General features: G+C 46.5%; 16 protein-coding genes. 7 read left to right on the top strand and 9 right to left on the bottom strand.

Features of this window, described 5'->3' with window-relative positions; translation table 11 throughout:
* Positions 1 to 173 precede the first annotated feature (173 nt).
* Positions 174 to 1628 (bottom strand): LuxR C-terminal-related transcriptional regulator, encoded by a 1455-nt coding sequence (locus J7529_RS19015; protein WP_318730285.1) that lies wholly within the window; start codon positions 1626 to 1628, stop codon positions 174 to 176.
* A 323-nt stretch (positions 1629 to 1951) separates the two neighbouring features.
* Between J7529_RS19015 and J7529_RS19010 the strand changes: the two genes are divergently transcribed.
* The 3 genes from J7529_RS19010 (at position 1952) to J7529_RS19000 (ending at position 6271) form a co-directional block, all read left to right on the top strand.
* Positions 1952 to 3232: an MSMEG_0569 family flavin-dependent oxidoreductase gene (locus tag J7529_RS19010; protein WP_318730284.1), complete on the top strand. Its 1281-nt coding sequence runs from the start codon at positions 1952 to 1954 to the stop codon at positions 3230 to 3232.
* Between the two features lie 136 nt (positions 3233 to 3368).
* Positions 3369 to 4517, top strand: coding sequence for an MSMEG_0565 family glycosyltransferase (locus tag J7529_RS19005; protein WP_318730283.1), 1149 nt, complete (start codon positions 3369 to 3371; stop codon positions 4515 to 4517).
* Positions 4518 to 4651: 134 nt separating this feature from the next.
* Positions 4652 to 6271, top strand: coding sequence for an ABC transporter ATP-binding protein (locus J7529_RS19000; protein WP_318730282.1), 1620 nt, complete (start codon positions 4652 to 4654; stop codon positions 6269 to 6271).
* 69 nt (positions 6272 to 6340) lie between these two features.
* Here the strand turns inward: J7529_RS19000 and J7529_RS18995 are convergent, their stop codons facing one another.
* The 3 genes from J7529_RS18995 to J7529_RS18985 form a co-directional block, all read right to left on the bottom strand.
* Complete coding sequence (locus J7529_RS18995) at positions 6341 to 7687, bottom strand: DUF4335 domain-containing protein (protein WP_318730281.1); 1347 nt, start codon at positions 7685 to 7687, stop codon at positions 6341 to 6343.
* A 41-nt stretch (positions 7688 to 7728) separates the two neighbouring features.
* Complete coding sequence (locus J7529_RS18990; protein ID WP_318730280.1) at positions 7729 to 8304, bottom strand: DUF3038 domain-containing protein; 576 nt, start codon at positions 8302 to 8304, stop codon at positions 7729 to 7731.
* A gap of 90 nt (positions 8305 to 8394) precedes the next feature.
* Entirely contained in the window at positions 8395 to 9102 is a 708-nt protein-coding gene (locus tag J7529_RS18985) for a diacylglycerol/polyprenol kinase family protein (protein WP_271942469.1), read from the bottom strand.
* Between the two features lie 91 nt (positions 9103 to 9193).
* Here J7529_RS18985 and J7529_RS18980 point away from each other — a divergent pair, with 91 nt between their 5' ends.
* The 3 genes from J7529_RS18980 (at position 9194) to J7529_RS18970 (ending at position 10133) form a co-directional block, all read left to right on the top strand.
* A complete protein-coding gene (locus J7529_RS18980) occupies positions 9194 to 9556 on the top strand; it encodes a nucleotidyltransferase family protein (RefSeq protein WP_271942467.1) in 363 nt (120 codons plus the stop codon).
* A complete protein-coding gene (locus J7529_RS18975) occupies positions 9528 to 9863 on the top strand; it encodes a DUF86 domain-containing protein (RefSeq protein WP_271942464.1) in 336 nt (111 codons plus the stop codon). The genes J7529_RS18980 and J7529_RS18975 overlap by 29 nt, the downstream gene beginning before the upstream one ends.
* A gap of 108 nt (positions 9864 to 9971) precedes the next feature.
* On the top strand, positions 9972 to 10133 hold the full coding sequence (locus J7529_RS18970; protein WP_318730279.1) for a hypothetical protein: 162 nt from the start codon (positions 9972 to 9974) through the stop codon (positions 10131 to 10133).
* A gap of 33 nt (positions 10134 to 10166) precedes the next feature.
* Here J7529_RS18970 and J7529_RS18965 read toward each other — a convergent pair whose 3' ends face one another.
* The 3 genes from J7529_RS18965 to J7529_RS18955 form a co-directional block, all read right to left on the bottom strand.
* On the bottom strand, positions 10167 to 12110 hold the full coding sequence (locus J7529_RS18965; RefSeq protein WP_318730278.1) for a C1 family peptidase: 1944 nt from the start codon (positions 12108 to 12110) through the stop codon (positions 10167 to 10169).
* Positions 12103 to 12237, bottom strand: coding sequence for a hypothetical protein (locus J7529_RS18960; RefSeq protein WP_318730277.1), 135 nt, complete (start codon positions 12235 to 12237; stop codon positions 12103 to 12105). The genes J7529_RS18965 and J7529_RS18960 overlap by 8 nt, the downstream gene beginning before the upstream one ends.
* Positions 12238 to 12303: 66 nt before the next feature.
* On the bottom strand, positions 12304 to 13560 hold the full coding sequence (locus J7529_RS18955; protein WP_318730276.1) for a hypothetical protein: 1257 nt from the start codon (positions 13558 to 13560) through the stop codon (positions 12304 to 12306).
* Positions 13561 to 13754: 194 nt separating this feature from the next.
* On the opposite strand from J7529_RS18955, the gene J7529_RS18950 reads away from it, so the two are divergent.
* Positions 13755 to 14003 (top strand): Ycf34 family protein, encoded by a 249-nt coding sequence (locus tag J7529_RS18950; RefSeq protein WP_318730275.1) that lies wholly within the window; start codon positions 13755 to 13757, stop codon positions 14001 to 14003.
* 123 nt (positions 14004 to 14126) lie between these two features.
* Here J7529_RS18950 and J7529_RS18945 read toward each other — a convergent pair whose 3' ends face one another.
* Complete coding sequence (locus J7529_RS18945) at positions 14127 to 14777, bottom strand: ankyrin repeat domain-containing protein (RefSeq protein ID WP_318730274.1); 651 nt, start codon at positions 14775 to 14777, stop codon at positions 14127 to 14129.
* A 27-nt stretch (positions 14778 to 14804) separates the two neighbouring features.
* A complete protein-coding gene (locus J7529_RS18940; protein WP_318730273.1) occupies positions 14805 to 16217 on the bottom strand; it encodes an ABC transporter substrate-binding protein in 1413 nt (470 codons plus the stop codon).
* Positions 16218 to 16301 lie beyond the last annotated feature (84 nt).

Raw genomic sequence — 16301 nt, 5'->3', positions numbered from 1 at the left:
TCGGGCTTATAAATATTTGGAAGAAATGATTAAACTGCTTCCGGAAAAACCTGAGCCAGTTTTATTGACTCAGATTTTTGCACGCATTAGCTCTTTAGGCCGCATTCACAAGACTTCTGTTTCTAACGCTTCCTGAGCAAATTGGCGAAGGTATTGGTATTAGTCTCGATATTTTAACGCCAATCGTCAAACCAAGCATTTTGCATTAGTTGATAGAGAGCCTGCATCCGTGTTTTGGCTTTGAGTTTGGCTAAAGTATTGTTAATATGAAACTTAACGGTACTTTCGCTAATATAAAGCCGATTCGCGATTTGCCGATCGCGCAATCCTTGGGTCAGCAATTTCATCACTTCTCGCTCTCGTACGGATAGGGTGGGTTGGGTTTGCGTGTCATCTTCAATTCCCCAGATTTCTCCACTCATAATCGTTTCAATCGCTTGCCTGAGTTGTGTGGGATGGGTTTCTAAGTCGATTTTCGCTTTCACGGTTTTGGGAATAATTGGGCTATCGTGCTGCACCCAAACTACATACTGACTTTCATGAATTAAACTACTGCGATCGCTAATTAAAGGGATCTTTTTTGAGGGAGTCACGCATAGACTAAACCCGGCAGCAACAACCATTTGCGAAAAGGCAAATTGCAAAGCCGGCGATCGCATATTAACCCGCACGCGAATAGGGTTTGGCTCTTGGGCATAGGGGAGTTGCAGAGCAATTTGGAGAATGGTTTGGGGACTGTCTAAAGTTGCTTCTAATCGTCCTCCCAAACAGGTACTAGCAAAGGAAATATGCTCGATCTCGTGAGGCAGGAAACTATCTTGTAGGCTGTTCTCTTCCAGGGCGATCGCCTCAGAAACCGGTATAATCGATCGCAAAATCGCAAACTCTTGTTCGTAAATTAAAGAACAAGTCATGCAATTGAGCTGCTGCACGACTTCCGCCAAACGTAAGAATAGATAGGTGAACGAGATGGGTAGCGATCGCTCTGTCCCCACTAATTTTAAGGGCACGCGCTGTAAGATATGTGCCAAGCGATCCGAGAGCATAGGAGAAGGCAAGTTGAACGGAGATCGCTGGGCCGGCTTAGAATGCTGCGATTTTTCAAATTCCATCGCATTCCCCAAAGCGACCGTCACCGTCGTACACAAACTCAATAATATCTCTAAAAATTCTGGGGCTAGAGGTTCGCAACTAAACACTGCTAATACTCCAACTACCGTTTCTGGGGTGGCTAAAGGATACCCGGCAAATCCTTGAATGCCATGATGAATAGCCCAATCTCGATCCTTCACCCAAGGTTCATCCGGTAGATTATTACTTAAAAAAGACACGCGATTTTGCGCGATTTTCCCGACCTTAAACGCTCCCATCGGCACTTGTCCGAAACAGCCATCGGTATTGGTATATAACCCAGAAGAAGCCACCAGTTTGAGATGAGAAAACTGACGTTCTACCAGCCAAATTCGGGCTAACCTACAATTAAACTGTTCAACCAGTTCTTGCGTGACTCGATTGGCAATTTCTCGAGCATCTAAACAGCCATAAATACTTTGGGCAATCCGATTGGCTTGGTGCAAATCGAAGAGCAATCGCGGGACATTCAACAGATTGGGACTTGGATCGGACATAGTAAGGCTAAGGAGTTGCGCTATTCCATTGATTCCCAAAATTACGCCGAATTCTGTAAAGCTGGAAACATTGTTGAGGCCAGCCCGATCGCTTTTTACCTATGGAAATAGATAGGGGTAATGTTATGGCTTCGTTGTAGAAATCAACTCGTGGCAAGTGCCCCTATTCTTAGCATCAAACCTGGAAATTCTGTAGCCAGGCATACAAGAAACCACTCAAGCAGAATCTACTCTGGCAAACAGGGCAATGTTAGGTATTAATGCGATCGCTGACTAGAATCACGATCGTAATCCTGAAGCATTTATTGATGGAGAATTTAGTGATGAAGACCCATTATTCAGTAGCAATTGTTGGCGGAGGACAAGCTGGACTCTCCATGAGTTATTGTCTGCAAGAGAGAGGAATTGATTGTATTATTTTTGAAAAAAATCAGATCGGCTATTCTTGGCGATCGCTACGCTGGGATAGCTTTTGTTTAGTTACTCCTAACTGGCAATGCACATTACCCGGATATACTTACCCAGGAAACGATCCGCATGGATTTATGCAACGAGATCAAATTGTGCAATACATCCAAGATTATGCCCAATCGTTCAATCCTCTGATTAAAGAAGGCGTAGAAGTGCAACGGTTGCATCGTCCTAATAGCAAACAATATACCTTAGAAACCAGCATTGGCGAATTTACTTGCGATGCCGTTGTCATTGCCACAGGAGGTTACCATCGTCCTAAAATTCCTGCCTTATCAGAGCGTCTTTCTGCCCAGATCAAACAAATCCATTCCTCAGAATATAAAAACCCTGAATCTCTTCCCGATGGAGAAATTTTAATTGTTGGTACGGGACAATCTGGCTGTCAAATTGCCGAAGATCTCCATCTTGCGGGCAAACCCGTGCATTTGTGTGTAGGTGGCGCACCTCGTTCCCCTCGGAAATATCGCGGGAAAGATGTGGTAGATTGGCTCGATAAAATGGGATATTATGACCTTTCTATCGACCAGCATCCGGATAAGCATAAAGTCCGTACCAAAACCAATCATTATGTTACCGGGCGAGGGGGCGGGCGAGAAATCGATCTGCGACATTTTGCCACAGAAGGAATGAAACTTTACGGACATCTGGTCGATATTGAGGGCGATCGCCTACAATTGCGAGGTAATCTCAAGGAAAATTTAGATGCTGCCGATGCTGTGGCTGAAAGCATTAAACGTACCATTGACGGTTTTATTGAGAAGCATAATATTTCGGCTCCCATCGAAACGCCCTATCAACCGGTATGGGAACCCAAAACCGAAGTATTGCAGTTAAATTATCGCGATGCCAACATTAGTACAGTGATTTGGTGTACGGGCTATACATCCAACTATGAATGGATCGAAATGCCCATCTTTGATGGTAAAGGCTATCCCGGTCACGATCGCGGAATAACCTCAGTATCAGGATTATATTTCCTCGGTTTACCTTGGCTGTATACTTGGGGTTCGGGTCGCTTTTCTGGAATAGCACGGGATGCGACTTATCTGGCTAACCATATTGCTAGTACCCAACAGACCTTTAATCCAAGCTACACGGGTCTCATTGAGCAAGCTGCACTTGGCTCGTAAAACTATTTTACGCAATAACCAACAGTGTTACATTGATCGTGAATTAGGGTTTGCTGAAAACGCGATCGGTGGAGGTTAGGGAACAGGGAACAGGCTTAAAATTTTAAACCCTAAGCAATGCAAGCTATTGTCTATTATGCGAGTTGCCCTTTTAACGTACTCAACAAAACCTCGCGGTGGCGTAATTCATACCATGGAATTAGCCGAAGCTCTCGATCACAGGGGACTCTCGGTTTGCATCTTTGCTCTGAATAAAGATGGGGGGAATTTTTGCCGTCCTCTCACTTGTAATTATCGTTTAGTCCCCACCAAGCCCCCTCCCCAGACTATTGATGGTGTGGTAGAACAGCGCATTCAAGAGTATGTCAATTACTTCAGTCAACATGAAGACGATTATGATATCTACCATGCTCAGGACTGTATCAGTGCCAATGCTTTGGTGAGGCTGCGATCGCAAGGCTATTCCATTCCTTACATTCTGCGCACTGTCCATCATATTGACAATTACACCAGCCCTTATTTACAAACTTGTCAAGAAAAATCAATTTTACTGAGCGATCGCTGTATCTGCGTCAGTCGTTACTGGCAGCAAGAATTACAACGATTATATAAAATTGATGCACCCGTGGTCTTTAATGGAGTCAATGCCCAGCGCTTTTCTGCGCTCAAAGAGGGTTCAGAAAACAGTTTGAAAAAGCGTTTAGGGATCGTTGGACACCCTATTTTTCTCAATATTGGTGGGGTAGAACCGCGCAAAAATTCAATTCGGATCTTACAGGCATTTGCCCAAGTTTTACCTGAGTTTCCACAAGCGCAATTGATTATTGCTGGAGGACTGACCCTGTTTGATTATTCGGATTATCAGGATCGCTTTTTTGCAGAAGTCAAACGACTTGGAATAGAGGAAGGGAAAGCGCTACTTTTACCAGGCGCGATCGGCGATCGCGATCTGCCGGTTCTCTATCGATGTGCCGATGCTTTTATCTTTCCCTCAGTTAAAGAAGGCTGGGGTTTGGTGGTGATGGAAGCGATCGCATCAGGACTGCCCGTGATTACTAGCGATCAGCCTCCTTTTATTGAGTTTCTCACGCGAGAACAAGCTCTTTTAGTGGATGCCGAACAGGTCAATGAGATTGCAATTGCCATGAAACGAAGCATCGATCCAGAAACCAGAAAATCATTAATCCAAAACAGTCGATCGATTCTCTCTCGCTATACTTGGGATAATTCTGCTCAAATGCACTGGAAATATTACCAAACGTTGTTGAGCGGCAATGATTTTTAATGAGGGAGATGGAATAATTTAATCCTAGGACTAAAAATAGTTTCCCCATTCCCCGTTCCCCTTCTGCCACGTGAAGTACTGTAAAACTAAACTAGATCCCAATGACCGATGACCAACACGAAGCGCGATAAACCATGACTCCACCTCTGTTACAGCTTGACCAGTTATCGATCGCCTATAATCCCCATTCAGAATGGGCCGTTAGCGAGGTCTCCTTGACTCTGAAAGCGGGCGATCGCCTGGGTTTGGTGGGGGAGTCGGGGTGTGGGAAATCGACCCTGGGACGAGCCATTATGCGCCTGTTGCCGTCCCAGTCCCAGGTGCAAGGAGACATTCAAGTTGAGGGAAAATCGGTTTTAGGGTTAAGCGAAGAGGAACTCCAACGGTTTCGAGGAGAAGAAGTCGCGCTCATTTTCCAAGATCCCATGACTCGTCTCGATCCTTTGATGACGATTGGCGATCATTGTGTGGAAACCCTCCAGTCTCACCAGTCTTTATCCTATCGGGAAGCCAAGGATCGGGCGATCGCTGTTTTGGAAACCGTTAGTATTCCTGCTCCCCGATGGTCTCAATATCCCCACGAGTTTAGCGGAGGAATGCGTCAGCGGGTGGCGATCGCCTTAGCGCTATTATTAAATCCGAAGCTGATTATTGCCGATGAACCCACGACCAGCTTAGATGTAACCGTCTCTGCCCAAATTCTACAGGAATTAACCCGGTTATGTGCCGAGCGGGAAATGGGGTTATTGCTGATTTCCCACGATTTAGCCTTAGTGGGGGAATACTGCTCGGAAATTGCAGTGATGTATCAAGGGAAGTTAATTGAGCGCGATCTGAGCAAACAAGTACTCTTTCATCCCCAACAGGAGTATACCCAATCTTTGCTGGAAGCGGCACTCCATATTCACGCGATCGAGACCAAAGCAGTGACGACTGCCCCCGAAAAGCAACCCTTACTTCAAGTGGATGATCTGAACAAACATTACAGTTTAGAGAGCAATTTAATCCAACAACTGTTTACCCGAAACGCAACCGTAATTAAAGCCGTGGATGGGGTCAACTTTAAACTCTATCCTGGGGAAATTTTAGGACTTGTCGGAGAATCGGGTTGTGGAAAAAGTACCCTTTCGCGCACCATTTTACAACTGATTAAACCCACCTCTGGCAGGGTCGAATTCTTGGGCAATGGGATTACCTCTATCAACCGTAAATCCCTGCGCCAACTGCGTCAACAGATGCAAATGGTTTTCCAAGACCCTCACGCCTGCTTAAATCCCCTCATGACAGTCGGTGAGAGCATTACTGATCCCCTCCTCATTCATGGTCTAGAAACCCCCAAGACGGCGAAACCAAGGGTCACAGAGATGCTAGAAAGAGTCGGTTTAACCCCCACAAAAACCTACTATTCTCGCTATCCAGGAGAACTTTCTGGGGGACAACAGCAACGGGTGGCGATCGCCCGCGCTCTGATTACGCGGCCGAAACTGGTGATCTGCGATGAACCCGTCAGTATGCTCGATGCCAGCGTGCAAGTACAGGTGCTACAACTGATGTTAGACCTGAAACGGGAGTTTGAACTCACCTATCTGTTCATCACCCATGACCTGTGGGTAGCACGATTTTTATGCGATCGCATCGCGGTCATGAATCAAGGTAAAATTGTCGAACTCAACACCACCCACGAAATCTTTACCCATCCCCAGCATCCTTACACCCAAACCCTGCTTGCTGCTGCTCCCTTACTGGCGATGTAGTGCTTCGCCCTAGGGAAATAGTGCAAAGGATCGGACATTCCCTATTGCCTATTGCCTATTGCCTATTGCCTATTCAGAAGATTGCAGGAAAGTTTGTACTGTACCATCAGGATTAAAAACAACACGCAAGCGAGGTTGAAGAGTACTTTCTAGGGGGGAAACTAAAGGTTCACCCAGTAACGGAATTCCCGTGCGATCTAAATAAGTTGCTGCGGTTTCTCCGAGGGGAGAAATGCCTTGAACTGTGCCATCGACATTCAGCGTAATATTATATTCAATTGTTTTATTTAAACTTTCTGGAGGAGTCCAGCGCTGTTCAAAATATTGCCGGGCTTCAGCAACTTGGGGAATATTATCAAATAGATTACGTTCCGCTCTTGCACTCAGGTCTAATGGAGGAGAAGCACTTTGAGCTTCTGTCGGAGGAATTACATCATCAAGTTCTGTGGGGGGACGCTCTAGGGAGGGTGCAGGTGCAAGGGCGGGGAGTTCAGCCTCAGGAGCCGGTAAAATAGCCGCTGATTCCGGTTCGTCTAAAGGAATAGGGGGGGGGAGTGTGATGCCCTCAGTAGGGGCACTCAAGACCGGCTCAGGTGGCGGAAAACTGGGTGCAGGAGGGGGAGCTGAAGCGGCTATACTTGGAGGTTCGGATGGGGTCACATTGGCAATAGGAGGAGGATCGGGAGATTCAGGGGTAGTTTCTCCCACAGGGGGAGGAGGAGGTAGTTTTTCATCGGAAGTCATGGGAGAGGGAGAGGGTGAGGGGACTTCCTCTAGGGGGGCAGAGGGAAGAGTGGGTTGTTGGGCAATCGAGGCATTATCCTCAATCTCTGGACTTTGAGTTTCCTTTTCACTCTGGGGTTGAGTCGCCGTTTCAAAACTTGCTTCTGGATAGGGATACAAGTCTTTCAAGACGATGACACTGGTAGCGGTGATGCCAAGACCCAGCAGGAAACTGGCCACAAATCTTAAGGTTGGGTTGGGTGGAGAGATGGGTTTGGGAGTTTCAACTCCTTCAGGGAGAGTAACGAGATCTAAGGTATATTGTTCGATCGCCGTGGCCAGATCGAACAGTTGCAGAGCGCTGAGGGTAACAGTGAGGTCGTTGTCATCTTCTCCGAGGGGGCCGAGGTTGAGTTGATGTTGGGTGAGGCGTTTGGGTTCGGTTGGAGCAGATTGGGTGAGGAGCGTTTGAACGGTGGTGGTAACCGTATCACAGAGGCTTTCGAGTTGGGTGCGATCGCCCTTAACCGTAATTTTAGCCTCTGTTCCTTTCCGTGGGTCATCGAAATGTAAGCGAAAGCGCAGGTTTTTGATTACCGGTTGTTTCATCCATCGCGACAGAGGAGAAGATTGACCGATAATTTCTAGGGTGCAGGTGGGTGGGGTATAGCGTCGGATGACGGAGGAACTCATGGGATCAATTAACCATTAATCATTAATCATTAACAATGAATTCAGAGGGAGCGGTCTAGGAGGGCTAACCAGAGACGACGAGGGCCTCCGGGACTCGAGTAAAAGAGCAGATCGATTAGGAGTTTGAGGGCTAAGGGGGTAAGCTCATCGGGGGAGATATCTTCACCGTCAAGCATTCGCTCTTGATAAGTATTGGTAAAAGTGTCGAGATAATCCCCCAGGAGGGACATCGTATGTGGGGGGCGATCTTCGGCCGTCAGTTGTTCAAGTAGTCCGACTGCACGGCGAATTCGTTCTTGGTGATTTTGGGCTAATTCACAACAGATTAACACGAGCGATCGCGCCTCTTCGACATCCAATTTTTTCCGGCCGCCACTCCCTTTGCGTAAGGGACTTGCTTGACGTAAACGCCACAAGCTGACGCGATCTCTAACTCCTGGTAAATTAAGTTTACTTGCTGCTTGTAGCATGGCTTCGGAGCCAATCCCCGCCAAGGCCTCCAGTGCCAGTAAAATCAGATCTAATTGGGTTTTAATATTGTCAAGTTGCTCTGGATCGGGGACTTGATCCAAGGGCAATTGGGACTTTGATTTAGGCGACTTCACGGGTGAAGGCATGATTTAAGCATAGGGCATGGTATTGATTCTAGTGTGAGTGTTACAGGTTTGGAAACCATTTGGGCAATGGGGCATAGGTCATGGGGAGAGTTAACGGAGATAGAATTCTCCTAGGGTTAAGCCTTCCATTAATCCAAAGGCCAGGATCGCGCTACCGAGGGGGACGGTTAAATTATCAATACCAAAGCGGGAAAAAGCTTCTAAAATAGTGGCAAACAGAGCAACGATTGCTGAAGAGATCCAAATCAAGCTCACATTGCCATAAACCGGCAGCAAAATCACGACACAGATTAGATAACTAACTGCAAACATGGTTGCCGTTCCTTCCCAGGTTTTTTGAATCGTGCCCAGGAAATAGGGATGTGTGCCAAAATTTTGCCCCACTAAGGCCGCTAGAGCATCGCCCCAAGTCATAATCAAAATGCCCAGAGCAGCATAATAGGGTTGATGCAACGGCCAAAACAGGGCAATGAGCAGACCAATACTCACTGAGTAGAAAAATGTACCCCAACTTTGGCGACCGATGCCATTAATGCCCGGTAGGATGGGGAAAGAGTAGGATAACAGGGCGATCGCACTAAATACAATCGAGGCGGCTATCCCCACCCAAGCGGGAATATCGAAGAACCAAGCCAACAGAATCACATTTCCTGAGCCAATATGAACCACCTTACGAATGATTTCCGCATTTGCCCAAGGATAACGACTCAGCCAGACCGAAGCCAAGAAGATCAATCCTAGCCATAGACTGATGGTGAGAAATTTTAGCTCTAAAGTAAAGACAGGGGAAATGGACACGATCGCCTATGGTTTCCAGTTTTCGACTACTCTATGTCTGATTCTGCCAGAATTCGGCCCCATGTGACCTTGATTTTAAGGTAAAAGCCTAATGAGTCTGAAAATATCTGATCCTCTTCTTTCGGATCGCCTAGGAATTACTCCGAAACAACTCGCTGATTTTTGCCCGCAGTGGGGTATTGTTGAACTCTCTGTATTTGGCTCGATTCTCCGAGAAGACTTTAAACCGGATAGTGATATCGATCTTTTGGTGGTCTTTGACCCTAATTTTCGTTCTCGCATGAGTCTAATGGATTTGGTGAAGATCCAATATCAATTGGAAGACGGGTTAGGTCGTCAGGTTGATTTGATTGAAAAATCCTCAGTGATTGAGAGTGATAACTGGATTCGCCGCCAAAATATTCTCAGTACAGCACAGGTGATCTATGAATCGGGACGAATCCTATTTGTTTGATATAGCTAAATTCTGTCGCACAATTCTCCGATTAACTGAGAATATGACTGAAGCAGATTTTGAGCAGGATGAAAGAACACAACTGGCGGTTTTATATGAAATTACGATTATTGGTGAAGTCGTCAAACGTCTTTCACCGGAATTTCGCGAGCGCTATGGGGCAATTGAGTGGAGACAAATTGCCGGGATGCGAGATCGCCTAGTCCATGATTATGATGAAGTTAAACTCGATCTAGTCTGGCAAGTTGTTCAAACATACATTCCTCAATTGTTAGAGTACATCACTCCACTCTTACCCGTGCCATAGCCCGATCGCCTACGGTTTCCAGTTTTCGACTACTCTATGTCTGATTCTGCCAGAATTCGGCCCTAGGTGAGCTACATTTTCTCGCTATCCTGAAAATACTCAAGTCTGATGCGAACCCATTTTACTTGGTCGGAAGATGGCACAAGGATTCAGGGGATTACAGCCTGTGGGCGAGCGACAGCGATCGCCTTAAAATTAGATAATCCCTATGCTGTAGCTGTAAGACAAGCTTGGGTTTCAGCCGGTTGGCATCCTCCGGAAGAGAGTTAATCAGATCTGCTCAACCTTGTGCCCTTCGATCGCCTACTCTTGAGTGTCTTCGCTCTCCTCCATTTCGGGTTCTCCCAGAATACGAGCTAAGGTCACTCTTAAGGTGGCTGGATCTTGGGAAAAGCCTTCATGGGTGCGGGCGGCACAATGGGATTGAGCGCCTTGGGAACCGGTATTGGGTGCTAAAATCCAATCCACTTTGCCAGAGGCGATCCAACTTTGGAGTTGTTCATCTTGGCGGATAAATTTCTCCATTCCGGCGATCGCCGTTCCTTGAGCATGGGTGGGCGAAAAGGGAATTCGGGGTTTTTCTTCTAAGCTATGGGCGATCAAATAGAGTAGAGAGCGGTGATAAATGTTAGCACATTGGTCATTATTTTCCGCTTCATCAGTGAGGGTAAATAGGGTAAATTTGCCGATTTTGTTGTTGGCGATCGCCTGGCCATAACTTTCATGAAACGCTGATAGAGTGGAAGCAGGGGCCCAGAGGGTACAGGAGGCGATCGCCTGACCATAGCCCACATCTCCCCCCAGGAGGGAACCGCTAATTAAACCGTCTGTGGTTAACAGTTGTACCAAGGGTTCTAAGAGCAAACTGCCTAAACTATGACCAACGAGATGAATTTCTAGATTCGGCTCTTGTTTTTGCAATTGATCGATAAATTGCAAAATTAAGCGTATTCCCCCATTGTAGATTTTCGCTGCTTGTAAGGCTTTGGTTTTCAACACACTCCATTGAAGACTTCCCTCTGGACGGACAAGCGGTTCTAGGGCATCATCGAGGCGATCGAGCATAAAATCCTGATTATCTTCTACTGTACCTTCGGGTCGGCGCTGCTTTAAGCCATTTTGCAGAATCTGCGTTAACGTTGCACCATACTCGTTATTCCAGAGGAAAGCAAGGGGATAAATTTCTTGATTGAGGAAGACTTGCCGCAAGTTGGTCATCGCTTCAACCACCTGGTCTTTCGACTGTAAACCCCCTGGGACAAATAGACAGAGGCGTTTTTTCTGCCAAGATGCGCTCATCTGGGGAAAGTCTTCGGTTAAAATTCTCTGGACAGCTTCAGAGGAGGTTGCATAGGTTCCATTGTCGCTTAATGCCCCATCTGCACCAATACTGATTAAGTGAGGACGCAAATTTGCATAGATAGCACTGGTTTTTTGCTGACTACTACGTGGCTGAGATTTTCTGGGAATGGGATTATTGAGGATAATCGGAACCCCCAAACGCGCGACCCAAACATCGGTTCCGTTAAGCAGCCAATCATCATAGGTGATCAGGGCAAAGCCATTTTTGCCCCAGGTATTGCCCCAGGAGTTTTGGAACCAAAAGCCCCGTTCATCATAGCCCACTAGAGCAAAGGCATGGCCGCCTCGAATCGTTTCTTTGAGGGGGATCGCGCCATCTGAGTCGATTCTTTCCCAGCCTTCATGGACGAGTCCCGTAGCATAAAGGATTCCGACTTCGGAGATCGCACTATGCATGGCAACCAAGTCCTTATGATTCACCCGATAATAGGCTCCCAGGGGGCGTTGGGATGCATCCGAGGCTTGAGTTCCCGTCAGGTCTCGTTTCACTTTTCCAGAGCGATGGGTCCAGAGGCGATCGCTACAAACTCCGTGTTTATGCCAGGCTTTCATGGCTCCTCTGGCACTCGATCCTTCGTAGTCTTCTCCCGGCCATTCATCGTAGCGCTTGGCCATAGCGTACAACATCCAGGGGCTAACTGGAGTCAGATTGTTTAACCCGTAGCGTTTCGCCAGCAAATAATGGGCAACTGTAGCTAGGGCAAACCCAGTACAAGCCCCTTCCCGTCCTTGATCCAGAATGGGAATATTCAGTTTCCTGTATTCTTCCAGGTCGATGCGAGCCGGAACATCTACTAGGGTCGCTTCGTAGAGTTGGTCGCGAAAGTCGAGGGTATCGGGACGGGTGTCTAGGATGCGATCGACAACTTTGAGGATACTATGCATGAATGGGGAATACGGTATTAGCAACTGAGTTGATTTTATGGCTAAGCTTAAACTTTAACCAGAATTTATTTGCAAATCTAAACGCGATCGCCGGCTGTAACTGTTGGAAATCCGTTAGAATTTTCAACAGTTACAGAAGAGGGGTAACCATTAGCTCTGAGCTACTGGCTTCCTAACGATTGACGAAGGGATTCTAAGGTTTAACGAGTTTAAGCCAATGTTGGGCAAACTGGATCGCCTCTGCTTGGGTGCTGACCTTGCCTTCAATTTGGGCGATCTGAATTTCGGTTAATAATTGACCAATTAACTTACCCTTGGATAAATTAAGGGATTCAATCAAGGTATTACCTGCGATCAGAGGTTGGGGATAAACGACAGGATCGTTGGAATTGAGGTAGCGATCGCACAACGGCGCGATCGCCTCCAGAGCCACCCCTCTCACCCGTGCTAACAGCATCAGCGTCGGAAAAACGGAACGGATCGCTTGAAAGAAAAAATACTGGTCTCGTAAGTCCATCTGCTGCGGGTACAGAATATCCGATAAGCGTTGCAAAACGGCGATCGCCGCTCGAATTTCAGCACGGCTCAATTTCAAGGATTTTAGTTCTGCCTCAGCGTTTTGGACTTCTGGGGAGATAAACAGAATCAGTTTAGCTAAACTGATCCGATTGGTGGGTTGACTGGCGAGAATAGGTTGATTAAAGTGTTCTCGTAATTGAGGCCAGCGATCGCTCAATTCCTCTGCAATCCAATCTACTTGATGGACTTGAGTCACCCGCTCTGCACAGCTATGAGGAAACCAACCTGTTAACACTCCATCTTTCCAAGCCTTTTCCAGCGCTTCACTTCCCGAGGGCAAATTCAGTAAATACCCTAACTCCATCCGTACCCGTTCGGCTGCCACCTGACGCAACTTTGGTGCTAACCGGATTAGAGTGTTTTGCGTTTCTCGGTCAAGGGTAAACCCCAATTGACTCGCTTGGCGATAGGCTCGTAGCAGCCTCAGGGGATCGTCAGCCAAATTTTTTGCCGATACCATACGGATGAGTTGGCGCTGTAAATCTTGACAGCCTTCCAATGGATCAATTAAGGTCTGGGTAAACGGATTATAGGCGATCGCATTAACCGTAAAATCCCGCCGCTTTAAATCAAGATGTAGGATTTCTCCCTCCTGTTGGGCAAAATCTGCTGTGGCATTTTCAAACACTACCCGCGCAATTTGCCGCCTGGCATCCAACACCACAAACCCCGCATCATAGAATTTAGCAATCTGACGCGCCGTTTCTACAGCCTTTTCCGGCAGCACAAAATCCAGATCCAGATAATCCCGTTGCCGTTTCAGCAGGCTATCGCGCACCGCTCCCCCCACTAAACAGGTTTCTTCGGGAAGCCATTCTAAATCAAAAGGCCAGGTTTCTGGACTAAGAGCTGCACCGGTTAAGTCAAGCATGGTGAATTACAATCTGAACACATTTGGGCAATCTCAAGAAGGAATAGGTTAGATTAGCAGAGGGATACCAATTCCAGGTAAGTTACTCTCAGCCAATGGTTAAGCCCAAACCGATCGAGAATTGGTATGAGGGAAGAGGAGCATACTTTATCCTTCTCTTTTTCTATTGTGATGTTTTAGCTTGATGTTGGCTTATGTGCATTTGTGTCAATTGCGAATATGTAGACCGTTGCCTTACCTATCATGCCGTGGAAGGTCAACACCAACAACCCCATCTGACGGAAAATCCGGATTTTGAACCCATCAACCCTGAAATTAATGTCAATATCCGCCACCAGGGAGAGATCATTGAGATGGAATGGGATGTGGTTGGATGTGAGAGTTTTAAACAAGAACAGGGTAAATGGTCAAGGTTACGTCCTGGGGAGTTGATTCCCACATAGTGTAGAAACAGGGATGGGGAGATGCTCAAGACATGGAGAATTAGACAACCCTAAATTATTGCCCTGTTCTTCTAGACTAAGCATCAGAGCAATAGAAGTCTGAGTTTCCCGATCTCGCATCAGTCATTTTTTTGATTGGCGACGGTTGTAACGTCGAACACTCTTTCTCACATGACTCAGAATATCAATTTTTCTAGGTGCCTCGCTTGGAACCATTTGTGGATGTAGTTTTTCTACCCACTTTCGTAGTTCCGGTGAAGTCAGAGGAGCTAGATAATTACATATCTCCTGACATCCTTTAGAAGCTGCGTTCATCAATGCATATTCATTCTGACGACTGATAGCATTGACATCAGCCCCAGACTCTACCAGTTTCTTAACAATATCAATATTACCGACTGCTGTAGCTTCGATTAAAGCTGTTCTTTCTTCATCTTCTATAAATCTTAAATTGACATCTATTCCCATTTCAATCAAGAAGCAGATAATATCTAGCCGCTGATAATGAACAGCTCTACCGAATATATGTTCGTTTAAACAATCAATTTCTGCACCTGCACTCAACAAGGTTTGGGCAACTTCTAAATGACCCAATGCAACAGCTACTTGCATTGGACTACAGCCATTCAGTGCTTTTTGACTTAGGTCAACTCCACTTTTGATGAGGGATTGAACAGTCCTTGAATCCCCTGCTTCTATCGCTTCAAATAATACTGATTTTTCAGGCATTTTCTTGAGTGATTGATTACAGATGTTTAACCAATGAGTATTCATCCTCAATTAACAACAGTAGAGGAATCATTATTGTTCTGGTTTAAATCCCACTAGGGGAACAAAATCATAGCCGAATCCGGTGAGATCGCCAGGTTGAACTTGTACTAACTGGAGGGCTTGATTGCGATCGCCCGATGGCAGAAACCGAATGGTTCCCGATGCACCATTGACCTGAAAATCTGGAGCCACAAGAGCCTTTTGGATGCTGGAACGACTCGGTTCTTCGCTAGAGATCGCCTCTAACAGCGCTTGAGCCGCATCATAGGCTAAGGCAGTGCGCCAATTCACCTGTGCGCTCCATAACTGGAGGCTGCTTTGGGCAAAAGCAGAGTTGGCATTGGCGACAAAATCCCAAGGGATAGCAACAACCATCCCCATTGCTTTTGCTCGTCCTGCTTTTAAGACTTCAGATCTGTATAAACTATCGCCTCCCAGGAGAGGTAATTTATGGTTATTAATAATGATCGCATCAAGAGCATCAGGGAATACCGTAGAATCCGAGGCAAGTAAAATCGCCTCAGCACCTTGAGCCATCACCTCTTCAATCGCCTGACTCGGATTAAACATGAAGCTGGCAAAGTCTATCTCGGTGACTACCTCACCGCCATCCGCAAATAGGGCGGTAGTAAAGCTATCTTTGAGGGATTGACTATAATTGCTGGTGGAGTTAAAAAATACAGCTACCTTTTGTTTTTGTAGATCTTGAAGCAAATAGCGCGCGAGAGTTGTTCCTGAAAAGAGATCGCTTGGAACAGTGCGGAAAACATAATTGCCTTTCCCCGACAACTCTACAGAAGTAGACGTAGGAGAAATCATGACCAATTGCCCATTTTCGTATACAGAAGCAGCCGCCAGACTTACCCCACTACTATAGTGACCAATGACTGCCAAAATGCGATCGTCAGCTACCAATTTTTGGGCAATCTCAACAGCAGCATCTGGATTATTCGCATCGTCAGCAATTAAAATCTGTATGGGAGTTCCTTGAATTCCTCCCTGTTCATTCATCTCTTGTTGTGCTTGAGCTACACCGCGCAGTAACTCTTGGGCAGCATTAAGTTGGGTGGTAATGGGGACAGATACAGCCAGGGTATAGGCTGTTTGCCCAGCAATGCGGGCGTTGTTCAGATAGATCAGCGCTTCAGGATCGTTACGATTGAGGTTTAAAGAGTATTCTAAATTGGCGATCGCCTCTTCCCATTTTCCTTGCGCTATCTGAGCGACTGCACTCCGTTTCTGGAGGGTTGCCCCTTGTGTAATTAACAACCGCTCTCCAGTACTAAGCCACTCCTCTACTTGAAAATCTACCATTTCCGGTGAAGGGGAACTGGCGACCTGCACCTCTGTCCGATTCAGAAACCACCATAAACCAAAACCCACTACGCCCAAACACACAATCAGGGCAACCACTAAGATTGGGGTGTCATTCTTTTGAGCCATCTGTTCTCTCCAGAATTCAAAGCAATTAAAAATTAAAAATTAAAAATTAAAGATTAGGTCTGATGCCAACTCTAGCGCTACGCA

The organism is Roseofilum sp. Guam (assembly GCF_017746735.1).
GTDB lineage: Bacteria > Cyanobacteriota > Cyanobacteriia > Cyanobacteriales > Desertifilaceae > Roseofilum > Roseofilum reptotaenium.
The sequence above is the reverse complement of the archived record's forward strand: the minus strand, read 5'-3'. Positions and strand labels throughout refer to the sequence as shown.

What these genes read in the sequence shown, in the direction of transcription:
- J7529_RS19000 (WP_318730282.1), top strand. Translation starts at nt 4,652, where the DNA reads ATGACTCCACCTCTGTTACAGCTTGACCAGTTATCGATCGCCTATAAT.
- J7529_RS18990 (WP_318730280.1), bottom strand. Translation starts at nt 8,304, where the DNA reads ATGCCTTCACCCGTGAAGTCGCCTAAATCAAAGTCCCAATTGCCCTTG.
- J7529_RS19010 (WP_318730284.1), top strand. Translation starts at nt 1,952, where the DNA reads ATGAAGACCCATTATTCAGTAGCAATTGTTGGCGGAGGACAAGCTGGA.
- J7529_RS18975 (WP_271942464.1), top strand. Translation starts at nt 9,528, where the DNA reads ATGAATCGGGACGAATCCTATTTGTTTGATATAGCTAAATTCTGTCGC.
- J7529_RS18940 (WP_318730273.1), bottom strand. Translation starts at nt 16,217, where the DNA reads ATGGCTCAAAAGAATGACACCCCAATCTTAGTGGTTGCCCTGATTGTG.
- J7529_RS18965 (WP_318730278.1), bottom strand. Translation starts at nt 12,110, where the DNA reads ATGCATAGTATCCTCAAAGTTGTCGATCGCATCCTAGACACCCGTCCC.
- J7529_RS18950 (WP_318730275.1), top strand. Translation starts at nt 13,755, where the DNA reads ATGTGCATTTGTGTCAATTGCGAATATGTAGACCGTTGCCTTACCTAT.
- J7529_RS18955 (WP_318730276.1), bottom strand. Translation starts at nt 13,560, where the DNA reads ATGCTTGACTTAACCGGTGCAGCTCTTAGTCCAGAAACCTGGCCTTTT.
- J7529_RS18980 (WP_271942467.1), top strand. Translation starts at nt 9,194, where the DNA reads ATGAGTCTGAAAATATCTGATCCTCTTCTTTCGGATCGCCTAGGAATT.
- J7529_RS18970 (WP_318730279.1), top strand. Translation starts at nt 9,972, where the DNA reads ATGCGAACCCATTTTACTTGGTCGGAAGATGGCACAAGGATTCAGGGG.
- J7529_RS18945 (WP_318730274.1), bottom strand. Translation starts at nt 14,777, where the DNA reads ATGAATACTCATTGGTTAAACATCTGTAATCAATCACTCAAGAAAATG.
- J7529_RS18995 (WP_318730281.1), bottom strand. Translation starts at nt 7,687, where the DNA reads ATGAGTTCCTCCGTCATCCGACGCTATACCCCACCCACCTGCACCCTA.
- J7529_RS19005 (WP_318730283.1), top strand. Translation starts at nt 3,369, where the DNA reads ATGCGAGTTGCCCTTTTAACGTACTCAACAAAACCTCGCGGTGGCGTA.
- J7529_RS19015 (WP_318730285.1), bottom strand. Translation starts at nt 1,628, where the DNA reads ATGTCCGATCCAAGTCCCAATCTGTTGAATGTCCCGCGATTGCTCTTC.